The organism is Alteromonas gracilis (genome assembly GCF_036870955.2).
Lineage (GTDB): Bacteria > Pseudomonadota > Gammaproteobacteria > Enterobacterales > Alteromonadaceae > Alteromonas > Alteromonas gracilis_A.
On the sequence record NZ_CP145482.2, the window covers coordinates 2,121,039 to 2,137,552 of the forward strand.

General features: G+C 43.2%; 15 protein-coding genes and 5 pseudogenes. 10 read left to right on the top strand and 10 right to left on the bottom strand.

What is annotated here, in order from left to right; translation table 11 throughout:
• Window positions 1–407: 407 nt before the first annotated feature.
• Window positions 408–806, bottom strand: coding sequence for a DUF3718 domain-containing protein (locus V6N89_RS10355; RefSeq protein ID WP_338517474.1), 399 nt, complete (start codon window positions 804–806; stop codon window positions 408–410).
• 253 nt (window positions 807–1,059) lie between these two features.
• On the opposite strand from V6N89_RS10355, the gene V6N89_RS10360 reads away from it, so the two are divergent.
• Entirely contained in the window at window positions 1,060–1,455 is a 396-nt protein-coding gene (locus V6N89_RS10360) for a winged helix-turn-helix domain-containing protein (protein ID WP_338517475.1), read from the top strand.
• Window positions 1,456–1,475: 20 nt separating this feature from the next.
• Here V6N89_RS10360 and V6N89_RS10365 read toward each other — a convergent pair.
• A pseudogene (locus tag V6N89_RS10365) lies at window positions 1,476–2,480 on the bottom strand (EAL domain-containing protein).
• A gap of 299 nt (window positions 2,481–2,779) precedes the next feature.
• Here V6N89_RS10365 and V6N89_RS10370 point away from each other — a divergent pair.
• The 9 genes and pseudogenes from V6N89_RS10370 to V6N89_RS10410 all read left to right on the top strand — a co-directional run bounded on the left by V6N89_RS10370 (window position 2,780) and on the right by V6N89_RS10410 (window position 8,583).
• The gene (locus V6N89_RS10370; RefSeq protein ID WP_338517476.1) at window positions 2,780–3,475 is read left to right on the top strand and encodes a tRNA-uridine aminocarboxypropyltransferase; all 696 of its coding nucleotides are present in this window, start codon (window positions 2,780–2,782) and stop codon (window positions 3,473–3,475) included.
• Between the two features lie 134 nt (window positions 3,476–3,609).
• Window positions 3,610–4,104, top strand: coding sequence for a thiol peroxidase (gene tpx / locus V6N89_RS10375; protein WP_346993731.1), 495 nt, complete (start codon window positions 3,610–3,612; stop codon window positions 4,102–4,104).
• Window positions 4,105–4,142: 38 nt separating this feature from the next.
• On the top strand, window positions 4,143–4,802 hold the full coding sequence (locus V6N89_RS10380) for a sulfurtransferase (protein ID WP_346993732.1): 660 nt from the start codon (window positions 4,143–4,145) through the stop codon (window positions 4,800–4,802).
• Window positions 4,792–4,974 (top strand): sulfurtransferase, encoded by a 183-nt coding sequence (locus tag V6N89_RS10385; RefSeq protein WP_338517479.1) that lies wholly within the window; start codon window positions 4,792–4,794, stop codon window positions 4,972–4,974. Before V6N89_RS10380 ends, V6N89_RS10385 begins: the two co-directional genes overlap by 11 nt.
• A gap of 16 nt (window positions 4,975–4,990) precedes the next feature.
• Window positions 4,991–5,718, top strand: a pseudogene (cobB, locus tag V6N89_RS10390) (Sir2 family NAD+-dependent deacetylase).
• A gap of 12 nt (window positions 5,719–5,730) precedes the next feature.
• Window positions 5,731–6,358 (top strand): annotated as a pseudogene (locus V6N89_RS10395) (LysE family translocator).
• A 395-nt stretch (window positions 6,359–6,753) separates the two neighbouring features.
• Window positions 6,754–7,167 carry a hypothetical protein gene (locus tag V6N89_RS10400; protein WP_346993733.1) on the top strand — a complete coding sequence of 138 codons (414 nt, stop codon included), beginning with the start codon at window positions 6,754–6,756 and terminating at the stop codon, window positions 7,165–7,167.
• Window positions 7,160–7,951, top strand: coding sequence for a glucosaminidase domain-containing protein (locus tag V6N89_RS10405; protein ID WP_346993734.1), 792 nt, complete (start codon window positions 7,160–7,162; stop codon window positions 7,949–7,951). Before V6N89_RS10400 ends, V6N89_RS10405 begins: the two co-directional genes overlap by 8 nt.
• Window positions 7,948–8,583, top strand: coding sequence for a DUF2987 domain-containing protein (locus tag V6N89_RS10410; protein ID WP_338517483.1), 636 nt, complete (start codon window positions 7,948–7,950; stop codon window positions 8,581–8,583). The genes V6N89_RS10405 and V6N89_RS10410 overlap by 4 nt, the downstream gene beginning before the upstream one ends.
• On the opposite strand, the gene V6N89_RS10415 is transcribed toward V6N89_RS10410, so the two are convergent.
• From V6N89_RS10415 to V6N89_RS10450, 8 genes and pseudogenes are all read right to left on the bottom strand, one after another.
• Window positions 8,575–9,561 carry a patatin-like phospholipase family protein gene (locus tag V6N89_RS10415; protein ID WP_346993735.1) on the bottom strand — a complete coding sequence of 329 codons (987 nt, stop codon included), beginning with the start codon at window positions 9,559–9,561 and terminating at the stop codon, window positions 8,575–8,577. The genes V6N89_RS10410 and V6N89_RS10415 overlap by 9 nt on opposite strands.
• Window positions 9,562–10,515 (bottom strand): tRNA 2-thiocytidine(32) synthetase TtcA, encoded by a 954-nt coding sequence (gene ttcA, locus V6N89_RS10420; protein WP_338517484.1) that lies wholly within the window; start codon window positions 10,513–10,515, stop codon window positions 9,562–9,564. It lies immediately after the preceding gene.
• 143 nt (window positions 10,516–10,658) lie between these two features.
• Window positions 10,659–11,582, bottom strand: a complete 924-nt coding sequence (gene uspE / locus V6N89_RS10425; protein ID WP_338517485.1) for a universal stress protein UspE — start codon at window positions 11,580–11,582, stop codon at window positions 10,659–10,661.
• A 161-nt stretch (window positions 11,583–11,743) separates the two neighbouring features.
• The gene (gene fnr / locus V6N89_RS10430; protein WP_338517487.1) at window positions 11,744–12,484 is read right to left on the bottom strand and encodes a fumarate/nitrate reduction transcriptional regulator Fnr; all 741 of its coding nucleotides are present in this window, start codon (window positions 12,482–12,484) and stop codon (window positions 11,744–11,746) included.
• Window positions 12,485–12,536: 52 nt separating this feature from the next.
• Window positions 12,537–13,195, bottom strand: a pseudogene (locus V6N89_RS10435) (sulfite exporter TauE/SafE family protein).
• Window positions 13,182–13,454, bottom strand: a complete 273-nt coding sequence (gene ccoS / locus V6N89_RS10440) for a cbb3-type cytochrome oxidase assembly protein CcoS (RefSeq protein WP_338517488.1) — start codon at window positions 13,452–13,454, stop codon at window positions 13,182–13,184. The pseudogene V6N89_RS10435 and the gene ccoS overlap by 14 nt, the downstream one beginning before the upstream one ends.
• A 1-nt stretch (window position 13,455) precedes the next feature.
• A pseudogene (locus tag V6N89_RS10445) lies at window positions 13,456–15,841 on the bottom strand (heavy metal translocating P-type ATPase).
• Complete coding sequence (locus tag V6N89_RS10450; RefSeq protein WP_338517489.1) at window positions 15,841–16,320, bottom strand: FixH family protein; 480 nt, start codon at window positions 16,318–16,320, stop codon at window positions 15,841–15,843. The pseudogene V6N89_RS10445 and the gene V6N89_RS10450 overlap by 1 nt, the downstream one beginning before the upstream one ends.
• Window positions 16,321–16,514 lie beyond the last annotated feature (194 nt).

The window sequence follows — 16,514 nt, forward strand, 5'->3', positions numbered from 1 at the left end:
ACCTAAGTACATAAATGCGTATTATCACGTTATCATGCGTGCTTAATGACAGTATTTTACGTATTATTGATTAGGGTGGAAATTTTAAATTGTTGATATTAATTGCTTTTTTGAGTTTTATGTTTTTCTGAGTCTAATTTGACAAAGCAAATACGATTTCCACAGCCAAAATTGAACTGTGCCATTAATTGATGTCTGTTATATTTAACGTATAAATATCAATGGGTTAGAAAATACATTTCTGTCCGGGTTCAAGACCGAAACTTCAAAAAAAGGAACCGGTGCTACGAGTGGTGCTATAACCGAAGTCTTATTTTTATTCTTTATTTAAATCAATGTAATACATTTAGATTCAAGTCCGGCCCCGGGCACCATTTTATCAAAGTTATCAAGCAACTTCCGCACTATCACTTAAGTATTGCAGTAATGTTATCCAAACTCTCTTGTTGATAAGACACCTCAATGTCTTTAATTTCGATTTTGGTTCGCTGCGGTGAAAAACGTTGGAACATTTCATAAGTGTCTTCTGCACCATAGACTCTCGCAAACTCTGTTACATCCATCCCGTTACAAACGAGGCCTTCTGAGATCTTTCTTAGCGAAATAGACGTGTGTTTGGTGTTTGGAAAGATGTTCTTGGTAGACTGTCTTACGCCGTGTTTATCATTCAGTGCTGCGCTTTTACATACCGAAATAAGATCGTTTTCTATCATGCTGTCATAACCGCTGTCTGCGGCAACTGAAAACGCGACAACCGGAACACACGCTATGAGCGAAAGTAGTTTTTTATTAACCTTGTTCATCATTAAATCCCTCGAAATTCAAACTCGTTTAAGCCCCAATAACCTTATTGGAGACTTAAATAATAGGCACAGAGACAGGGAATTCCGATGAAAAGGTCCGACGAAGTACAGACAAAATGTATGACGTTTTTTTGCAATGAAATTCATCGCTTTGTCGCGAATTAGTCGCTACTTGTCATGTTTATGAACGCGCATGTCATACATATGAACTAAAATATAGGGTCATGATTAACAGTGTTTGTGTACGGGTTTACGTATGGATAAATCAACGGTTACACTTACTTTTGACAGCCACTCTCATCTACTTCGCTCCAGTGATGGGAGGGAAGCCGTGTTGTCGCCGCATTGCGCGTCTCTACTCACACTACTCATCAAAAATGTAAATCATGTGGTCACGCGTAAAACAATTAAAGATGCTGTTTGGCACGGTAGGCATGTATGCGATGACAACATCAATCACACCGTATCACGTTTGCGCGCGCAATTAATAAAAATGGATGGTGCGCGCAGTTGGTGTATTGAAACCATACCCAGTGTGGGATATCGATTAGTGCAGCTGCACAATACAAAAAACTTGTCATTGCGCTTATGGATAAGCGATAGGATCACCACCATGAAACGCAAACTGCATCAAACTATCTCACGTTTTTAGGGTACTGATTATTCATTCACCTATTGCATTTGTGCGGCGTTGTCCAAGGGTTTGAGGGAAGTCTCTACCGCACGTTCTTCTTCTTGTGACAGCTTAACCTCCGCTGGCTTTGGTTTTCCATATAGATAACCTTGTAAGAAGTCTGCTTTTGCATCACGCAGCCATTCTGCATCCTCTTCTGTTTCAATTCCCTCAGCAATGACCTAAATCTCACTTACTTTAGCGATACGAATAAGATTAGTAACGATATTTTGTTTGTACGTTTCTTGATGAACGTTTCGAACTAACTCCATATCAATTTTTACGTAATCTGGGCGCAATGACTGTAATAGGTTCAGCCCTGACCACCCTGAGCCAATATCATCAAGTGCAACTTTAAACCCTGCATTGCTATAGAACGCTAATATTCCCTTTAGGTGATTAATGTCGCTAGCTCGATGGGTTTCGGTGACTTCGAAAACCACGTCTTCTGGGCGCATACCAATTTCATGAATAGACGCCGCTGTCGCCCGCAAACAGAAAGACGGGTCGTAGATACTGGAAGGATTGAAATTGATAAACAATTTACCGTTCAGCTTTGCCTTTGCCGCACACTCAACCGCAGACCTTCTTGCGACAAGATCTAAAGAGAACAAAAGATCAGATTGTTGAGCAAGTTTGAACGCCAACGCTGGCGGAACGATAGAGTTGTGATCGTCACGTATTCTAAATAGTCCTTCGTTTGCAAAGTGAGACTGATCTTTTGCACAAACAATGGGCTGATACCAAGTTTCAAAGCGCTCTTTCTCAACACTTTCAACAAGCCATTTTGCCTGAAAACAATGAATAAGCACTTCGATCGTAATCATACGTGCCATTTCATCGATATTCGGCATTTGATATTGGGAGGTTGTTGTTACTTTAGTATTCTCAGACTCTTTTGCTTCTAAAGCACCATTTAACGAGGTCAGAAAAGTCTGAACAGTACTTTGGCTTACTTCGCACGATATGCAATGAGTAGACTCTTGTTTTGCAGATAACTGCATGGACCCACATAATCCAGCTACTTTTTTGAAAGTCTCTACTGTAGGGACAAAAATCCAAAAATAGGTGGTCTGAAAAAGTAGTCATCAACAGATTCACAATCAGCGCAGTACATTTGGCATCTCGACAGTAATATCAAGAACAGACTATGTACGTCTAAAGCGGCCAATAAGATTCAAAAAGGTAACGATTATGGCTTATTCATAAAACGCCGCCATGCCATGGCTATAGAAATTTAAACGTTTGTGATACATTCACGCGCATAAAACGTTAATCAGTAATACCTACTTTGAATTCGATAATGTCTTTGCGTACCGAAGAGCTTAAAAAGGCGGTACGCCCATTTCATGCACGTGGCAGTAAAGTCATACGTTGCGATGCATGTTTACTCCCCAAACAACACTGTATTTGTGACTACAAGCCCGTATGTGGCACAGACGTAGCAGTATTGTTTCTCATGTATAAGGGCGAGTACTACAAGCCTACCAATACTGGTCGCTTGATAGCTGATGTAGTCTCAGATAACCATGCTTTTTTGTGGAAGCGCACTGAGCCTGATAATGCTCTTTTGAATTTACTTAACAGCGAAAAATACTTTCCCATTGTTGTATTTCCACACGAATATGCGCAGCCCGAGCAGTGTATTGATGTGCCTCCTACGTCAGCGGATAAAAAGCTTTTGTTTATTTTCTTGGACGGTACATGGCGTGAAGCCAAAAAGATGTTCATTAAAAGCCCTTATCTGCAAAATTTGCCTGTGCTCGGCATTAGCGCAGATACCGCTTCTGACTATTTGCTTAGAGAATCGGCGCACGCATTTCAACAATGTACCGCTGAGGTAGGCATTAACGTATTGGCGCTGGCGGGTGAAAAAGCAGGGGCTGAGGCGTTAGCGCGTTATTTTAGTATTTTTAGAAGAGAGTATTTAAAAGGTAAGCCTCATTTGCAGCATAAATTAGCGTTTGCCGCTGCACAGGTTAAAGACGTCGATAAGTAAACGTACCTTCGGCGTTTTCTGTATTGGCTCGCAGTGGCTATTTATTCTGCGTATTTACGCAATATAGTAACTTTTATTTGCGAAACTGTTGTTTTAGTTCCACTATTTCAACACAGACAACAAGGAGAATGAACATGGCGTCAATTACGTTTCAAGGCAATGAAGTAAAAACGGTTGGAGAATTACCTACAGTAGGAGCTTATGCCCCAGCTTTTACCTTAGTAAAGGCTGATTTAAGCGAGGTTTCGTTGGCCGAACTTCAAGGAAAAAAAGTGGTACTTAACATCTTCCCGTCTATTGATACAGGCACCTGTGCAATGTCAGTGCGTAAGTTCAATGAGAAAGCAGCGCAGCTTGATAATACTGTGGTTATTTGTGTTTCTGCTGATCTTCCATTTGCCGCGGGTCGTTTTTGTGGGGCAGAGGGAATAGAAAACGTGATCACAGGCTCTACTTTTCGTTCTAGCTTCGGCGAAGATTATGGGGTTACTTTTGCATCAGCACCATTAGCGGGTTTGTTGTCGCGTTGCGTTGTCGTGATCAATGAAGAAGGCGTGGTCGCATACACTGAGCAGGTAGCTGAAACAACAGAAGAGCCAGACTACGACGCAGCACTCGCCGCGCTCTAATTTAGTCAAAAAACTGTGATAGACGCGGGAGTGATCAAATGATGCCAGCATTGTTACAAGTTGGGCAACTTGCTTCAAAGATGCAGGAAACGCCTATATCGTTAATGCGTGCAGTAATGGACGACCCAGTGACAAGCACACCTGACACGCGAGAGTCATTTGTGCTCCCTGCGTCTGTTGATTTTGATTTAGACGGCGATGGAAGCGACCACAGTACCGGATTTCCTCATAGTATGCCCTCAGCAGAAGCCTTAGGTCACTATTTGGGAAAATTGGGTATTACTAACAACACGCCTATCGCTGTCTATGACACGCGTGGAATCTACAGCGCACCGAGAGTATGGTGGATGCTAAAATCAATTGGCCATCAGGACGTTTACCTTTTGGACGGGGGCCAACCTGCATGGCAGCATGCCGGATTGCCACTTAGTGAAAAAAGACAGTTTGGAAATTTTACTTATCAAGCGCATACACGCTCTGGGTGGTTTGCAAACTCTAGTGCAGTATTACAAGCACTTAATACAGAAGCGCAACTTGTCGATGCGAGAAGTACGCCGAGGTTTAAAGGTGAAATACCCGAGCCTCGCCCAGGTTTACGTTCTGGCCATATGCCGGGCGCCTATAATGTACCTTTTACTGAGTTACTGCAAAACGGTCATTATTTGCTTGGTAGAAAAGCTTCGCGATGTGTTCAATAAAGCGGAAGTCGACCTTGCAAAACCTATTATTTGTACTTGTGGCTCAGGTGTCACCGCGTGTGTAGTCGGCTTTGCTGCATTAATGTGCGGTGCTACCCAGGTATCCGTGTATGATGGGTCGTGGTCAGAGTGGGGGGCAGATACGCAATATCCAGTAACGGTAGACGCGTAGATTAGGCTATTACATTATGATGGATCATACTACTTCTATGAATGTCGTTGTACTCACTGATGTTTAAGCATATCAGCCGAGTCTGGAATTAAAACATTTAGAGATAGTGATGGCCTTTGGGAAAACCATAACATTGAAGATGTTGCTACGCCTGAAGCATTCATGTCTAATCCAGAACTTGTCTATCGTTTCTACAACGCGCGTCGTGCACAGATTCAATTGCCATCAGTTCAACCTAATGCAGCGCATCGAGCGCTTGCGACGCTAGAGCACCATCTTGGCGACCAATTGCTATTAGTTACGCAAAATGTTGATGATTTGCATGAGCGCGGGGGAAGTTCACATGTCCTACATATGCATGGCGAACTTTTGTCGGCGCGGTGCAGTGATAGCGGCCATCGAACCAGATGGACTGATGATTTTGACGGTAAAACGTCATGCCCGTGTTGCAAAAACAACACATTACGACCTGATATTGTATGGTTCGGCGAAATGCCGATGTATATGGATACTATTTACGATGCATTGATGCGTGCTGATGTTTTTATAGCCATTGGCACATCAGGTAATGTGTATCCCGCCGCAGGTTTCGTTCAAGTAGCAAAAGAATCTGGCGCGAAAACAATCGAAGCTAACTTGGAACCTGGTGTATCGAACGCGCTTTTTGATGAGTCCAGAGAAGGCTTGGCTTCGCAAACGATACCAATATTGGTCGATGAGTTAATAAAAACTTACGCGCTGTAGGAGGCGCATTTCATGCAGTACTTAAATGAATTTTTGACAATCGCTATTGTGCACCTTGTCGCTGTTGCTAGCCCCGGTCCTGACTTTGCTATTGTCGTAAGAAACAGTGTTGCTTATGGACGTCGCATTGCCATTTTTACCAGTATTGGTATTGGCGGTGCAATATTGCTGCATGTGGCGTACTCTCTAGTTGGGTTAAGTGTTGTGATAGCAACTACGCCGTGGCTATTTAAAACGTTCAGTTATTTGGCGGCTTAGCTATTTACTTTACCTGGCCGTTGGCGCCCTGCGAAGTGGTCCTCCTACGGGCGACACTGTAGATATGAAAGACAAACCAAAACCAATGATCACGGCTAAAAAAGCGCTTTGGATTGGTTTTTTAACAAACGGCCTTAACCCAAAAGCCACGTTATTCTTTTTATCGTTATTTACTGCCATTATCAGCATTGAAACGCCATTCGCGGTAAAGCTGGGCTATGGAATTTATCTTTCGATTGCTACAGGTTTATGGTTCTGTTTTCTTTCTTTTATGCTAAGTACTAGTCGCGTTGCTGAACTTATTGGTAAAAAGGGCTATTGGTTAGACCGCGCCATGGGCGTTTTACTTGTAGGGTTAGCCGCGAAGTTGGTGATTGGTTAATCCAGCGAAATGGGCAAAGGGATAAGTAACTTGATATACTCCAGCCGATGCTAAAAGTTTCACTAAAGAGAGTTGTGTGAAAGACGTAAATTCAGATCGCTTGAGCCAAACATTGGCCAAACAATATCAGTTCGACATTAAGGCCCTTCTTTCAAACGGGGCAAAACTAGCGAAAGGCAATTTTAGTACGCTGTTACAAGGCAGTGTTGTGTTGTTTTTAACCTTTGTTGCAATAGGTATGTTTGCGACCCAGTATATCACTGTACACGATGACCAAACGTACACCTTTGAGCATCAATCAATTATTGAGATTGCCGCTATTTGTATTATTGCTCCGCTTGTAACCTACTCTGTACATGATGGGCGTCAACCAAGCACGGGGTATAAAAACGACCGTGTTTACCATTTTTCAGTACTTCCCATTGCTTTTTCTTGTTGCATTAACGCAACTTGTAACCAGTATTTTAGTGCAACTAGGCTTAGTGTTATTGCTGTTGCCGGGTATCTATTTTTATGTGGCTTCTTCATTTGCATTGATGCTAGTTGCTGATAGAAAGATGACGCCAATCAGTGCCATTATTCTTTCTTGTCGCGTATTTAATGCGTATTGGACGCAAATCTCGGCGATATTTGGTGTGTTCGTTTTGCTGTTCGCGAGCGTACCACTAACACTCGGTTTTTCTCTAATTTGGGTTTTACCATTTTATTTTAGTATGATGGGGTTGCTCTATCAGGAATTGGTTGGACAACAAGGTCTGCGCACGGACGCATCAGTTACTGATGTGAAAGAGTCGAGCTTCGATGCATAAACGAGAAACGTTAAAAATAGTACTGATCACCCTTGGTGTACTTGCTGTCATTGTTATTAATGCCATCATTTTTACTGAGGATGAACCTGATATCTTAACGGTCCCCCAAACCGTTGAGGCGAAAAAGCCTGTTCCGGACTTTTCTCAGTACACTAACGTTAAAGAAAAGAAAGCTGCGTTTTTTGATTATTTGCGCCCTGAGGTAGAAAAGCAAAACGCCTACTTACTGACATTGCGACACTATATCCAAACGCTTTATCGCAAGGTCTTAGCGAATGAAACGCTTACCGAAGATGACCAAGAGCGCTTAGCATGGCTTGAAGACGAATATCGTATTAAGCCAAAGCAATCCACCAACGCAAAATTACTAGCATTACTGCAAAAAATTGATGTCTTACCTGTAGAACTGGTTTTGGTCCAAGCCGCGAATGAGTCAGCGTGGGGGACAAGCCGGTTTGCACGTAAAGGATATAATTTTTTTGGATTGTGGTGCTTTTCTAAAGGTTGCGGTTTTGTTCCCAGCCAACGAAACGACGGCGCGTCCCACGAAGTTGCGAAATTTGAAAACTTGTCGCGTGCGACTTACACCTACATGCGCAACCTAAACCGCCATGATGCATACGAAGACCTGCGCGAGATAAGAAGTAGACTTCGTGCTAACCAAATACCCATTACGGGTGTCGCGTTGGCTGAAGGTTTGATGAATTATTCTGAGCGAGGAGCCGCTTATGTTGAAGAGCTTCAAACTATGATCCGTTTTAATGAGGAGTTTTTAACCGAATGATACGTGCCGCAATGTTGTTGGTATCATCACTATTTACCGGTGTAGCAGCCTGTGAAACTATTGATGTAGAGTACAGCCGTTTTTATAGCCATGTGAAGAAACTAGATAACGAGGATACGCAGGCGCTTCAGTTCGCGTTTGGCTTTATTCGTGTCGGAGAAGGGCGTTTATGCGGTATCGAGAAAGCGGATATTGTTACTGATAAACAAACCATGTCACTAGATGTGAGTGACGAAGGACGTTTTACAGTGCCTGCCGAAAAAGCACTAAAGTTAGCAAATGCTTTGGTGAGAATTTCGCTAGAAGAGCGAGCAAATGTATGTGATATGTCGGTTCAGCTTGAAACAAAACCCGAATATTTAAAGCAATATTACACAAAAGAGGAGCTGAGTTTTTTATACGATCAATATTCAGCATTCTTTAATGAGATGGGAAGCTTTCTATCTTTTATGATGCCGTCAGTAAAAGGGTTGATGGTGCAGTTTGAAGACAAGTTCTTAGACTTTACGACGCCGCAAGGCGTGACAATTAACAACGGTATTTTGCAGTTAGAAGAAGCGTGGATTAATGACGCTAAAGGCCTTACGTTGCCAGAAGCGCCATTGAGGATCACTGCTATGGCTTCAAGTTAACAGCTGATACCTAATTTGTTCTGCAACTCGGGCGATGGTCTCTTCGCCCTTTGTGCACAGCTCTTGTGCGCGGTGAAATTCCATAATCCCAACATCTGTAAGCTGTGGCTCAATTAAAATGTCTGGCGGATCACCTGCTAGGCGTGAACGGGTTACGCGCGCTTGAAGGATATCAAGAGAGCTACTCATCACACTCATTATGCCTGGTGGGTTACTTTTTTTCGCTTTTGCCGGGACTTCTGTCACTCCTTCCTCTATTTTTTCAATAACCTCTGAGGCAACAGATTCGTCAGTTTCGGACTGACTGTCTTTTTCTTCTTTACTGTCAGGTGAAAACCATTGTTTAAGTACATTTTGGCTCTTGGTAAAGAAGTCTTCGGTTTTACGTTGGTTTTCTTCGTGGTCTTGACGCAATTTTTCAATCATTAGCGGTCGAAAGTCAGCGTTTAAGTTAACCGCAATAACAAAGTCGGCGCCCAACTGTCGGCAAAGATTCACAGGAACCGGATTAACAACAGCGCCGTCAACTAACCAACGGTTGCCATGTGCAACAGGGGCAAACAACGCAGGTATTGCGCATGAAGCTTGGATGGTATCGCCGATAGGCCCAGAGTTAAACACCACTTCACGACCAGAATAGAGGTCAGTAGCCACTGAAGCAAACGGCTTTAACATGTCCTCATAGTTTTCAACGCAAAATTCGCTGGAGAGTTTATCAAATACTTTTTGACCGCTTGCAATACCACCGCGTCGAAGACCGACGCCCATAAGTGCAAGAACCTGCCAATCTGTTAACGAACAAGCCCATTCTTCTAATTCATCCAACTTACCACTTGCGTAGGCTGCACCAACATAGGCACCTATTGAACAACCGGCTACAACATCAATTTTTACACCCAATTTCTCCAGTGCTTTTATAATACCGATGTGAGTCCATCCTCTGGCAGCACCAGCGCCTAACGCAAGTCCTATTTTCATTTACTGTGGTTCCATTATATTGACGATTTCAATTGTATTTTCACTGTCCATAGCGTTACTTTCTGGCACGTCGGTAAAGCTGGGTTGATCGAAGCCGATATCACCATCCTCTACTGGGCCGTCTTGTGTAGTAATCGCTTTGAAATCAAACAGGTTACTGTCAACAAGGTGTGACGGAGCAACATTTTGTAATGCTCTAAACATAGACTCTATACGTCCAGGAAAGCGTCTATTCCAATCTTGCAGCATCGCCTTAATGTTTTGGCGCTGAAGGTTTTCTTGTGAACCGCATAAATTACAAGGAATAATCGGAAATTCAGCCGCTTGCGAGTACTTCTCGATATCTTTTTCTGTGCAATAAGCCAACGGGCGTATAACAATATGCTCCCCATTATCGCTAACAAGCTTAGGCGGCATAGATTTTAGTTTGCCACCGTGAAACATGTTTAAGAAAAAGGTTTCAAGCATATCGTCGCGATGATGACCAAGCGCTATTTTTGTGGCGCCAAGCTCTTTTGCGGTGCGATATAAAATACCACGACGAAGGCGTGAACACAGCGAGCAGGTGGTTTTACCCTCTGGTATTTTGTCTTTTACGATAGAGTAGGTGTCTTCTTCAACAATCTTGTAATCTACGCCGATGCTGTCGAGATATTCAGGCAAAATATGTTCGGGGAATCCGGGCTGCTTTTGGTCAAGATTTACGGCAATGATGTCAAAGTGAATAGGCGCAATCTTTTTCAAGAACAACAATATATCAAGCATTGTGTAGCTGTCTTTACCGCCAGACAAACATACCATGACCTTGTCGTTATTTTCTATCATACCGAAATCGCCAATAGCCTTACCTACATTGCGGCGAAGACGTTTTTGAAGTTTGTTGAAACTGTACTTTTGCTTACTCTGCGCCGCGCTTGAATGCGCTGCATCAGCACTGCTTGTGCCTAAACTCATAATTCACTAGCTTGGTTCGTCTAAAAAAATGCATTATACAATAAACAGGCTTTTCGAAACCATGCCTAGTGACGTTAAATTATCGGTGTTGCCGAATACCACAGCGCTATAAACACAAGCAAACCGCAATTCATTGGCATAAACTAATTAGATAGTGGTGAGACAAATCCGTCGGGTTTTAGTGCCAGAACATCACAGTTTAATTCGTCGATAACATGCTCTGCAGTATTACCAATCAGCGCCGCAGATATTCCAACACGACCTACTGTGCCAATGATGACTAGCTCTGCGTCAATGTCCTTAGCGACCTGCGGTATTACTTTTTCGGGCAGACCCTCTTTAACTACACACTTATTGTCGGGCACCCCGTATTTGAGTGCGTGAGCGCGCATCTCGTTTTGATGATGATTCTTAACGGCATCGTGATATGTGTCGGGATCAAATTCAGGTACTTCTATGGCAATGTTCAAAGGCGTGGAAGGATAACTATTGACGAGATGAACGTTGCCTTTAAGAAGTGCAGCATAGTCGTTGGCAATCACTGTTATTTTGTCATTTAGCACTGCGTGCTCATCGTCTTCACTTCCCACGTTGACCGCGGCAATAATTTCTCCTCCCTCGGGCCAATCGTGTTCTTTTACCAGCAACACAGGGCGAGGGCATTTACGCATAAGATGCCAATCGGTAGGTGTAAAGATAACAGAGGCAAGGTCGTCGTGTTTTTTGGTAGCTTTGACAACGAGGTCTACCTGGTGATCGAGCGCGTAGTGAATAACAGATTCGTATGCTCTGTTATGCCATTCTACAACGATATCTGTTTGAGAAAAGCCTTGTGTTCTGAGTGTCTCTGATAACCATTTTGCATGTTCTTTAGTGACAGCATCTCGCATGGACTCGCGTTCATCAGGGCTTAACATGGTAGTCATGTCGTAGGAAAGATCGTATACCACCATCATGGCGGTGACACTTGCGCCTGTTTTAGCTGCCAGTTCATAGGCACGACTTAATGCAGGTTGGTTATCTCGCTCGGCATCAACTACCGCTAGAATGTGTTTGTACTCAATCATAGCTACCCCCAAATAGACAAGCGCGTTGTGTCGCGCTGTAATCACATTGCTTAGGGTAAGTGTAATCTACAATGACAAAAACGTAAGTTGTTTTAGATCAATAAATTAAAAAGGCGCTCTTAAAGCGCCTATTTAATTTATAAATGGGGTATTTGAGTAAATTAGCCGTTACACACTACACTCGGACCATTGATTGACTCGAGTTTGGTGTTAAGGATATCGAAGTCCAGCACAGTAATGAGCTTGCCATTGACCTTGATAACGCCTTCTTTTTGGAAGCGGCTTAACAAACGACTGATTGTTTCGATGGTAAGACCTAAATAGTTACCGATCTCGTTTCTTGTCATCGTCAAATGGAATTCTCTGTGAGAAAAACCGCGCTCTTCAAATCGCTGTGAAAGGTGAGAAATGAAATACAACAATCGCTCTTCAGCGGTGCGCTTGTTAAGAAGCATGATCATATCGTGATCCTGCTTAATCTCAGCGCTCATGAAGCTCATTATCTGATGACGAAGCTTAGGGAACTGCACCGACATTTCGTCGAGCGTTTCATAAGGCAGTTCACATACCATCGCGGTTTCTAGTGCTTGTGTGTAACTTTGATGCTGATTTTCGCGAAGTGCGTCGAAACCAATAATATCGCCAGGAAAATGAAAACCTGTTATCTGTTCTTCACCGTCTTTGTTAGTCACAAAAGACTTAAAAGACCCGGTGCGAACTGCAAATAAGGAGCGAAAGGTGTCTCCGGTTTGAATAAGCGTATCACCTTTATGTAGCGGCTTTTTGCGCTCAATAATATCGTCAAGAGATTCGATTTCAGTTTTATTGAGTGCTACTGGGAGACACAAATGACTGAAACTGCAGTTTTGACAATGTATAGAAAATTCGCTTCCTTTGCTCATATCGCTAACTCACATTTAAAACAGGGATCACTTCTTTATAATACCGCATCATTTAACCGATTGCGCGATAAATCAGATAAATAGCATATACTGCCATGGTAATTGCAATGGTTTGTCTAACAAAAGAATATCGAAAGCCCGCTATCAACCAATGACTTCCCACCGCAGAAGCAATTAAAGTGGGAAGAGTGCCCAGCCCAAAAAAGAACATAATGGCGCTGCCTTGAAGTGCGCTACCTGATGCTAGTGACCACGTCAGTGTTGAATAGACAAGACCACAGGGTAGCCAACCCCATATAAACCCATATGGAAAAGCGCTCAGTGGTGATTTAAATGGAAGAAAACGCTTCGCAAGCGGTTGAATTCTACTAAACAAGCCTTTGCCTGCTTTCTCTAAGGCGGTAAGGCCTGTGTACCATTGACCCAAATAGCATGCGAGTAATAGCAGCATAATGCCACTTAACAAAGATAATAGGTAACTAGCAAGTGGCACAAAGTCTGCGGCTATTTTGCCCATCAGGCCCGTAATCGCACCTGCTAGCGTGTAACTGCAAATGCGGCCGATGTTGTACGAGAGAGTATAAGGGATAGGGAGACCCCCTTTGGCGTAACCATGCGCAATGCGGCAACAATACCGCCACACATACCTACGCAGTGGACGCCGCCAGCCAAACCAACAAAAAAGGCGGACAGATAGTTAATTCCGTCCATCGTTTTCGCTTATCTGATCGGGCTTGGTCGCCTTGGAAGCATTCTTGTGTAAATGAGAGCGCTCTTCCTCTTCTTGAAGCTGCTTTCGCTGTTCGGCTAGCTTTTTTTCTTCGGGCGACAAGTCGTCATCAAACAAGATGCTATAACCTTGTCTGTCTAAATCTTCAAATTGATTAGACTTAACTGCCCAAAAGAAAATGACAATAGCAACCGCCACAATGATGATCGCTATTGGAATTAGAACGTAAATTATGCTCATGTTATTTGCTCAAAAGGCGCGTAGAATTGGTCACTACAATAATGGAACTAAGCGACATACCCACTACGGCCATCCACGGAGATAGCAACCCTGACACAGCAAATGGTAGTATTAGTATGTTGTAGCCAACTGACCAGCCAATGTTCTGTCGAATTTTTTGCTTAACTTGTTTAGCTGTATTGATGAGTTCAGGCACTGACAATAATTGATCGCCAAGTAAAATAACATCCGCAGCAGTTTTCGCAACATCAGTTGCATTACCTACCGCAATAGCAACATCAGCACTTGCCAAAACAGGTGCGTCATTGATACCGTCGCCCATCATCATTACCCGCTTACCGTTATTTTGCATGTCTTGCACCTGCTGAAACTTATCTTCAGGTGTTAAGCCTCCCTTGCCGACATGGATAGGTAGCGTTTCTGTTAGCAGGTCTACATTATGTTGAGTATCGCCGCTTAATACCACTAGCATCTTGTCAGTGTTAAGAACATCAAGCGTTGCACGCGTATCCTCGCGAAGCGTATCACATACTTCAAAAGCCGCGAGAAGTTGTCCATTAACGGCTAAAAACACGTTTGCATTTATAGAAACACTGGACTCATCAATTCCAACAAACGACGCACTTCCCATTAAAAATGTAACATCGTTAACCTCGCCACTGATGCCGCCACCTGGGGTTACGCTAAAGTCTTTTACTCGATGATTTGATGGGCCTTTAAATGCTTTCGCTATCGGGTGTTCTGAGCGGGCCTCAAGCGCAATGGCTATGTCCATAACACTGTTTTCATTAACACCTTGTGCAAACCATCTATTTGCGACAGTAAATTTACCCTCGGTAAGTGTTCCAGTCTTATCAAGGGCAATAGTATCGATGGTGGTAATTTGCTCTAACGCATCTGCTCGCTTTAAAAGAATGCCTTGGCGATTGAGTTTTGCCATTGCGCATGTGAGCGCAGACGGTGTTGCTAATCCCAGCGCACAAGGGCAAGTAGCGACGAGTACAGATATTGTTATCCAGAACGCCTCATTACTCTCCTGTAACGTCCAGTAGGCATAAGTGAGCCCAGCTATCACAAGAACGGCGGTGACGAAATAGCGTGAAAAATTATCAGCTAGTTGCGCGGCTTTAGGTTTACTTGCCATGGCACTTGCCTGTAAGCGGACAATCTGATTTACAAGCGCATTTTTCAGCGTTTGAGTAACCGTTATTGTGAGTGCACCGTCCTGGCAAACCGTTCCACCATATACGGTGCTTTTATCTGTTTTAGACACAGGATTAAATTCGCCAGTAAGCATTGATTCGTCAACAGACGCGGTGCCTTCAACAACTGTGCCGTCAATGGGAATAGTTTCGCCAGGTTTTACAATAACGACGTCGCCGACGACAAGTTGTTTAGCAAGGCACTGGCTAACCTTACCGTGTACATCAATCTTTGTTGCTGACACTGGTACGTATTGCATCATGTTCGCTGAAATCTGTGCAGCCCTGTGGCGACTTCTGTGCTCTAAGAATCGACTTAACAGCAGAAGAAAAATGAACATGCAAATAGACTCAAAGTACACTTCGCCTTGTTCTTGCAGCGTTGAGCGAATACCCGCGAAATACGTTCCAAAAACAGCAATTGTGACTAAGTACGTCCATGTTTACCGTTTTTGCACTTAGTGCTTTTGCTGCACCAATATAAAATGTACTTCCAGAATAAAGCACTACGGGCGTAGTAAGGGTAAGGGCAACCCAATAAAAATATTGTCGAGTTTCAAGTTCAATGGCGCCAAACCAATCGAAATATAGCCCAGCCATAAGCATCATAACCTGCATCGTCATAATGCCAGCAAGACCGAGTTTCTTTAAAAAGGACTTTTGCTCGCGTTTATAACTCGCTTCGTGTTCATCGGGATGAAAAGGAGAGCCGAGATAACCAATTCGTTTTAAAGTAGTAAGAATTTGGCTAAGCTTTATCTCAAGCGGTGACCATGTCACGAGCGCGCGGCGCTCTTGAACATTTACGGCTACCTGCTTAATTCCTTCGACTTTAGAAAGCTGTTTTTCGATAAGCCAGCCACAAGCGGCACAAGTAATACCTTCAAGGGTAAGTTGAATTTGCTTATGATGGCCTTCGTCAAATACAAATTCTTCCTGTAGCGATGGTTCATCGTAGATTTTTAGGGCATCAAGTGTTTCAAGAATACCGTCATCAGATTTCTGCGCAGGCTCAGTTCTAAACTGGTAATAGTCTTCTAGTCCATTATTAACAATAGCTTCAGACACAGCCTCGCAACCCGGACAACACATGGCGCGTGATTGACCAAGAATAACGGTTTCAAACTTTCCTTCGTCACGGCTTTCTATGGGCAAGCCGCAGTGATAACAATTGTTTGCTGACATTATGGATTGAACTTAATAACGCCAGAGTAGGGAAGCTGTAGCGTATTTTGAATTTTCCAGCTCTCATCGAAAGGTGTTAACGATACACGCCACTTACCATCAAGATTTTGCTCAGTAAAACCACGGTAGATGCCGTTTGCATCGCGACTTAATAACACGCTGACATCGCGCTCTTGCAAGGTAACATGATAAAAACTTAGCTTAACAGCGTTGCCTTCTTTAGGGATACCTGAATGAAACTCCAGTGCAACACTACCGTCTTTTATCGTTAGAGCGGTAGTGATATTTTTTTTCTTGGCAATAGCCTGTTTATCAAGGGTCGCATTTATTGCTTTACCTTCTTTGTAGTAGTCATCTACCACTAAGCTATCTTCGGTCGAGATGGCCAGTTTTAGAAGTACGCCTCCCATTATTAGCGTGGCTACGGGAACCGCAATTAAAAACCACGGCCAAAACTCTTTATACCAAGGTCTATTCATGTAATTAAATTCTCTACTTTACTACTTAGCAATACATTTACCGACGCTCCCAAGCGCTGACAAAGAGTATAAAAACCTCGGTAAATGCACTGACATATTCATATAACCTTGTATTTATCAAAGGTTATATATTGCTGTATTTTCTCATAAAAAAAGCCCCGTGGTAACGGGGCTTTTTGTCATATTTTATGATT

Bases quoted from the DNA above. Each gene is read 5' to 3' on its own strand.
- ccoS (WP_338517488.1), bottom strand. From the start codon at position 13,454: ATGAGCATAATTTACGTTCTAATTCCAATAGCGATCATCATTGTGGCG.
- tpx (WP_346993731.1), top strand. From the start codon at position 3,610: ATGGCGTCAATTACGTTTCAAGGCAATGAAGTAAAAACGGTTGGAGAA.
- V6N89_RS10355 (WP_338517474.1), bottom strand. From the start codon at position 806: ATGATGAACAAGGTTAATAAAAAACTACTTTCGCTCATAGCGTGTGTT.
- fnr (WP_338517487.1), bottom strand. From the start codon at position 12,484: ATGAGCAAAGGAAGCGAATTTTCTATACATTGTCAAAACTGCAGTTTC.
- V6N89_RS10405 (WP_346993734.1), top strand. From the start codon at position 7,160: ATGCATAAACGAGAAACGTTAAAAATAGTACTGATCACCCTTGGTGTA.
- V6N89_RS10380 (WP_346993732.1), top strand. From the start codon at position 4,143: ATGATGCCAGCATTGTTACAAGTTGGGCAACTTGCTTCAAAGATGCAG.
- V6N89_RS10450 (WP_338517489.1), bottom strand. From the start codon at position 16,320: ATGAATAGACCTTGGTATAAAGAGTTTTGGCCGTGGTTTTTAATTGCG.
- uspE (WP_338517485.1), bottom strand. From the start codon at position 11,582: ATGATTGAGTACAAACACATTCTAGCGGTAGTTGATGCCGAGCGAGAT.
- V6N89_RS10415 (WP_346993735.1), bottom strand. From the start codon at position 9,561: ATGAAAATAGGACTTGCGTTAGGCGCTGGTGCTGCCAGAGGATGGACT.
- ttcA (WP_338517484.1), bottom strand. From the start codon at position 10,515: ATGAGTTTAGGCACAAGCAGTGCTGATGCAGCGCATTCAAGCGCGGCG.
- V6N89_RS10360 (WP_338517475.1), top strand. From the start codon at position 1,060: ATGGATAAATCAACGGTTACACTTACTTTTGACAGCCACTCTCATCTA.
- V6N89_RS10370 (WP_338517476.1), top strand. From the start codon at position 2,780: ATGTCTTTGCGTACCGAAGAGCTTAAAAAGGCGGTACGCCCATTTCAT.
- V6N89_RS10410 (WP_338517483.1), top strand. From the start codon at position 7,948: ATGATACGTGCCGCAATGTTGTTGGTATCATCACTATTTACCGGTGTA.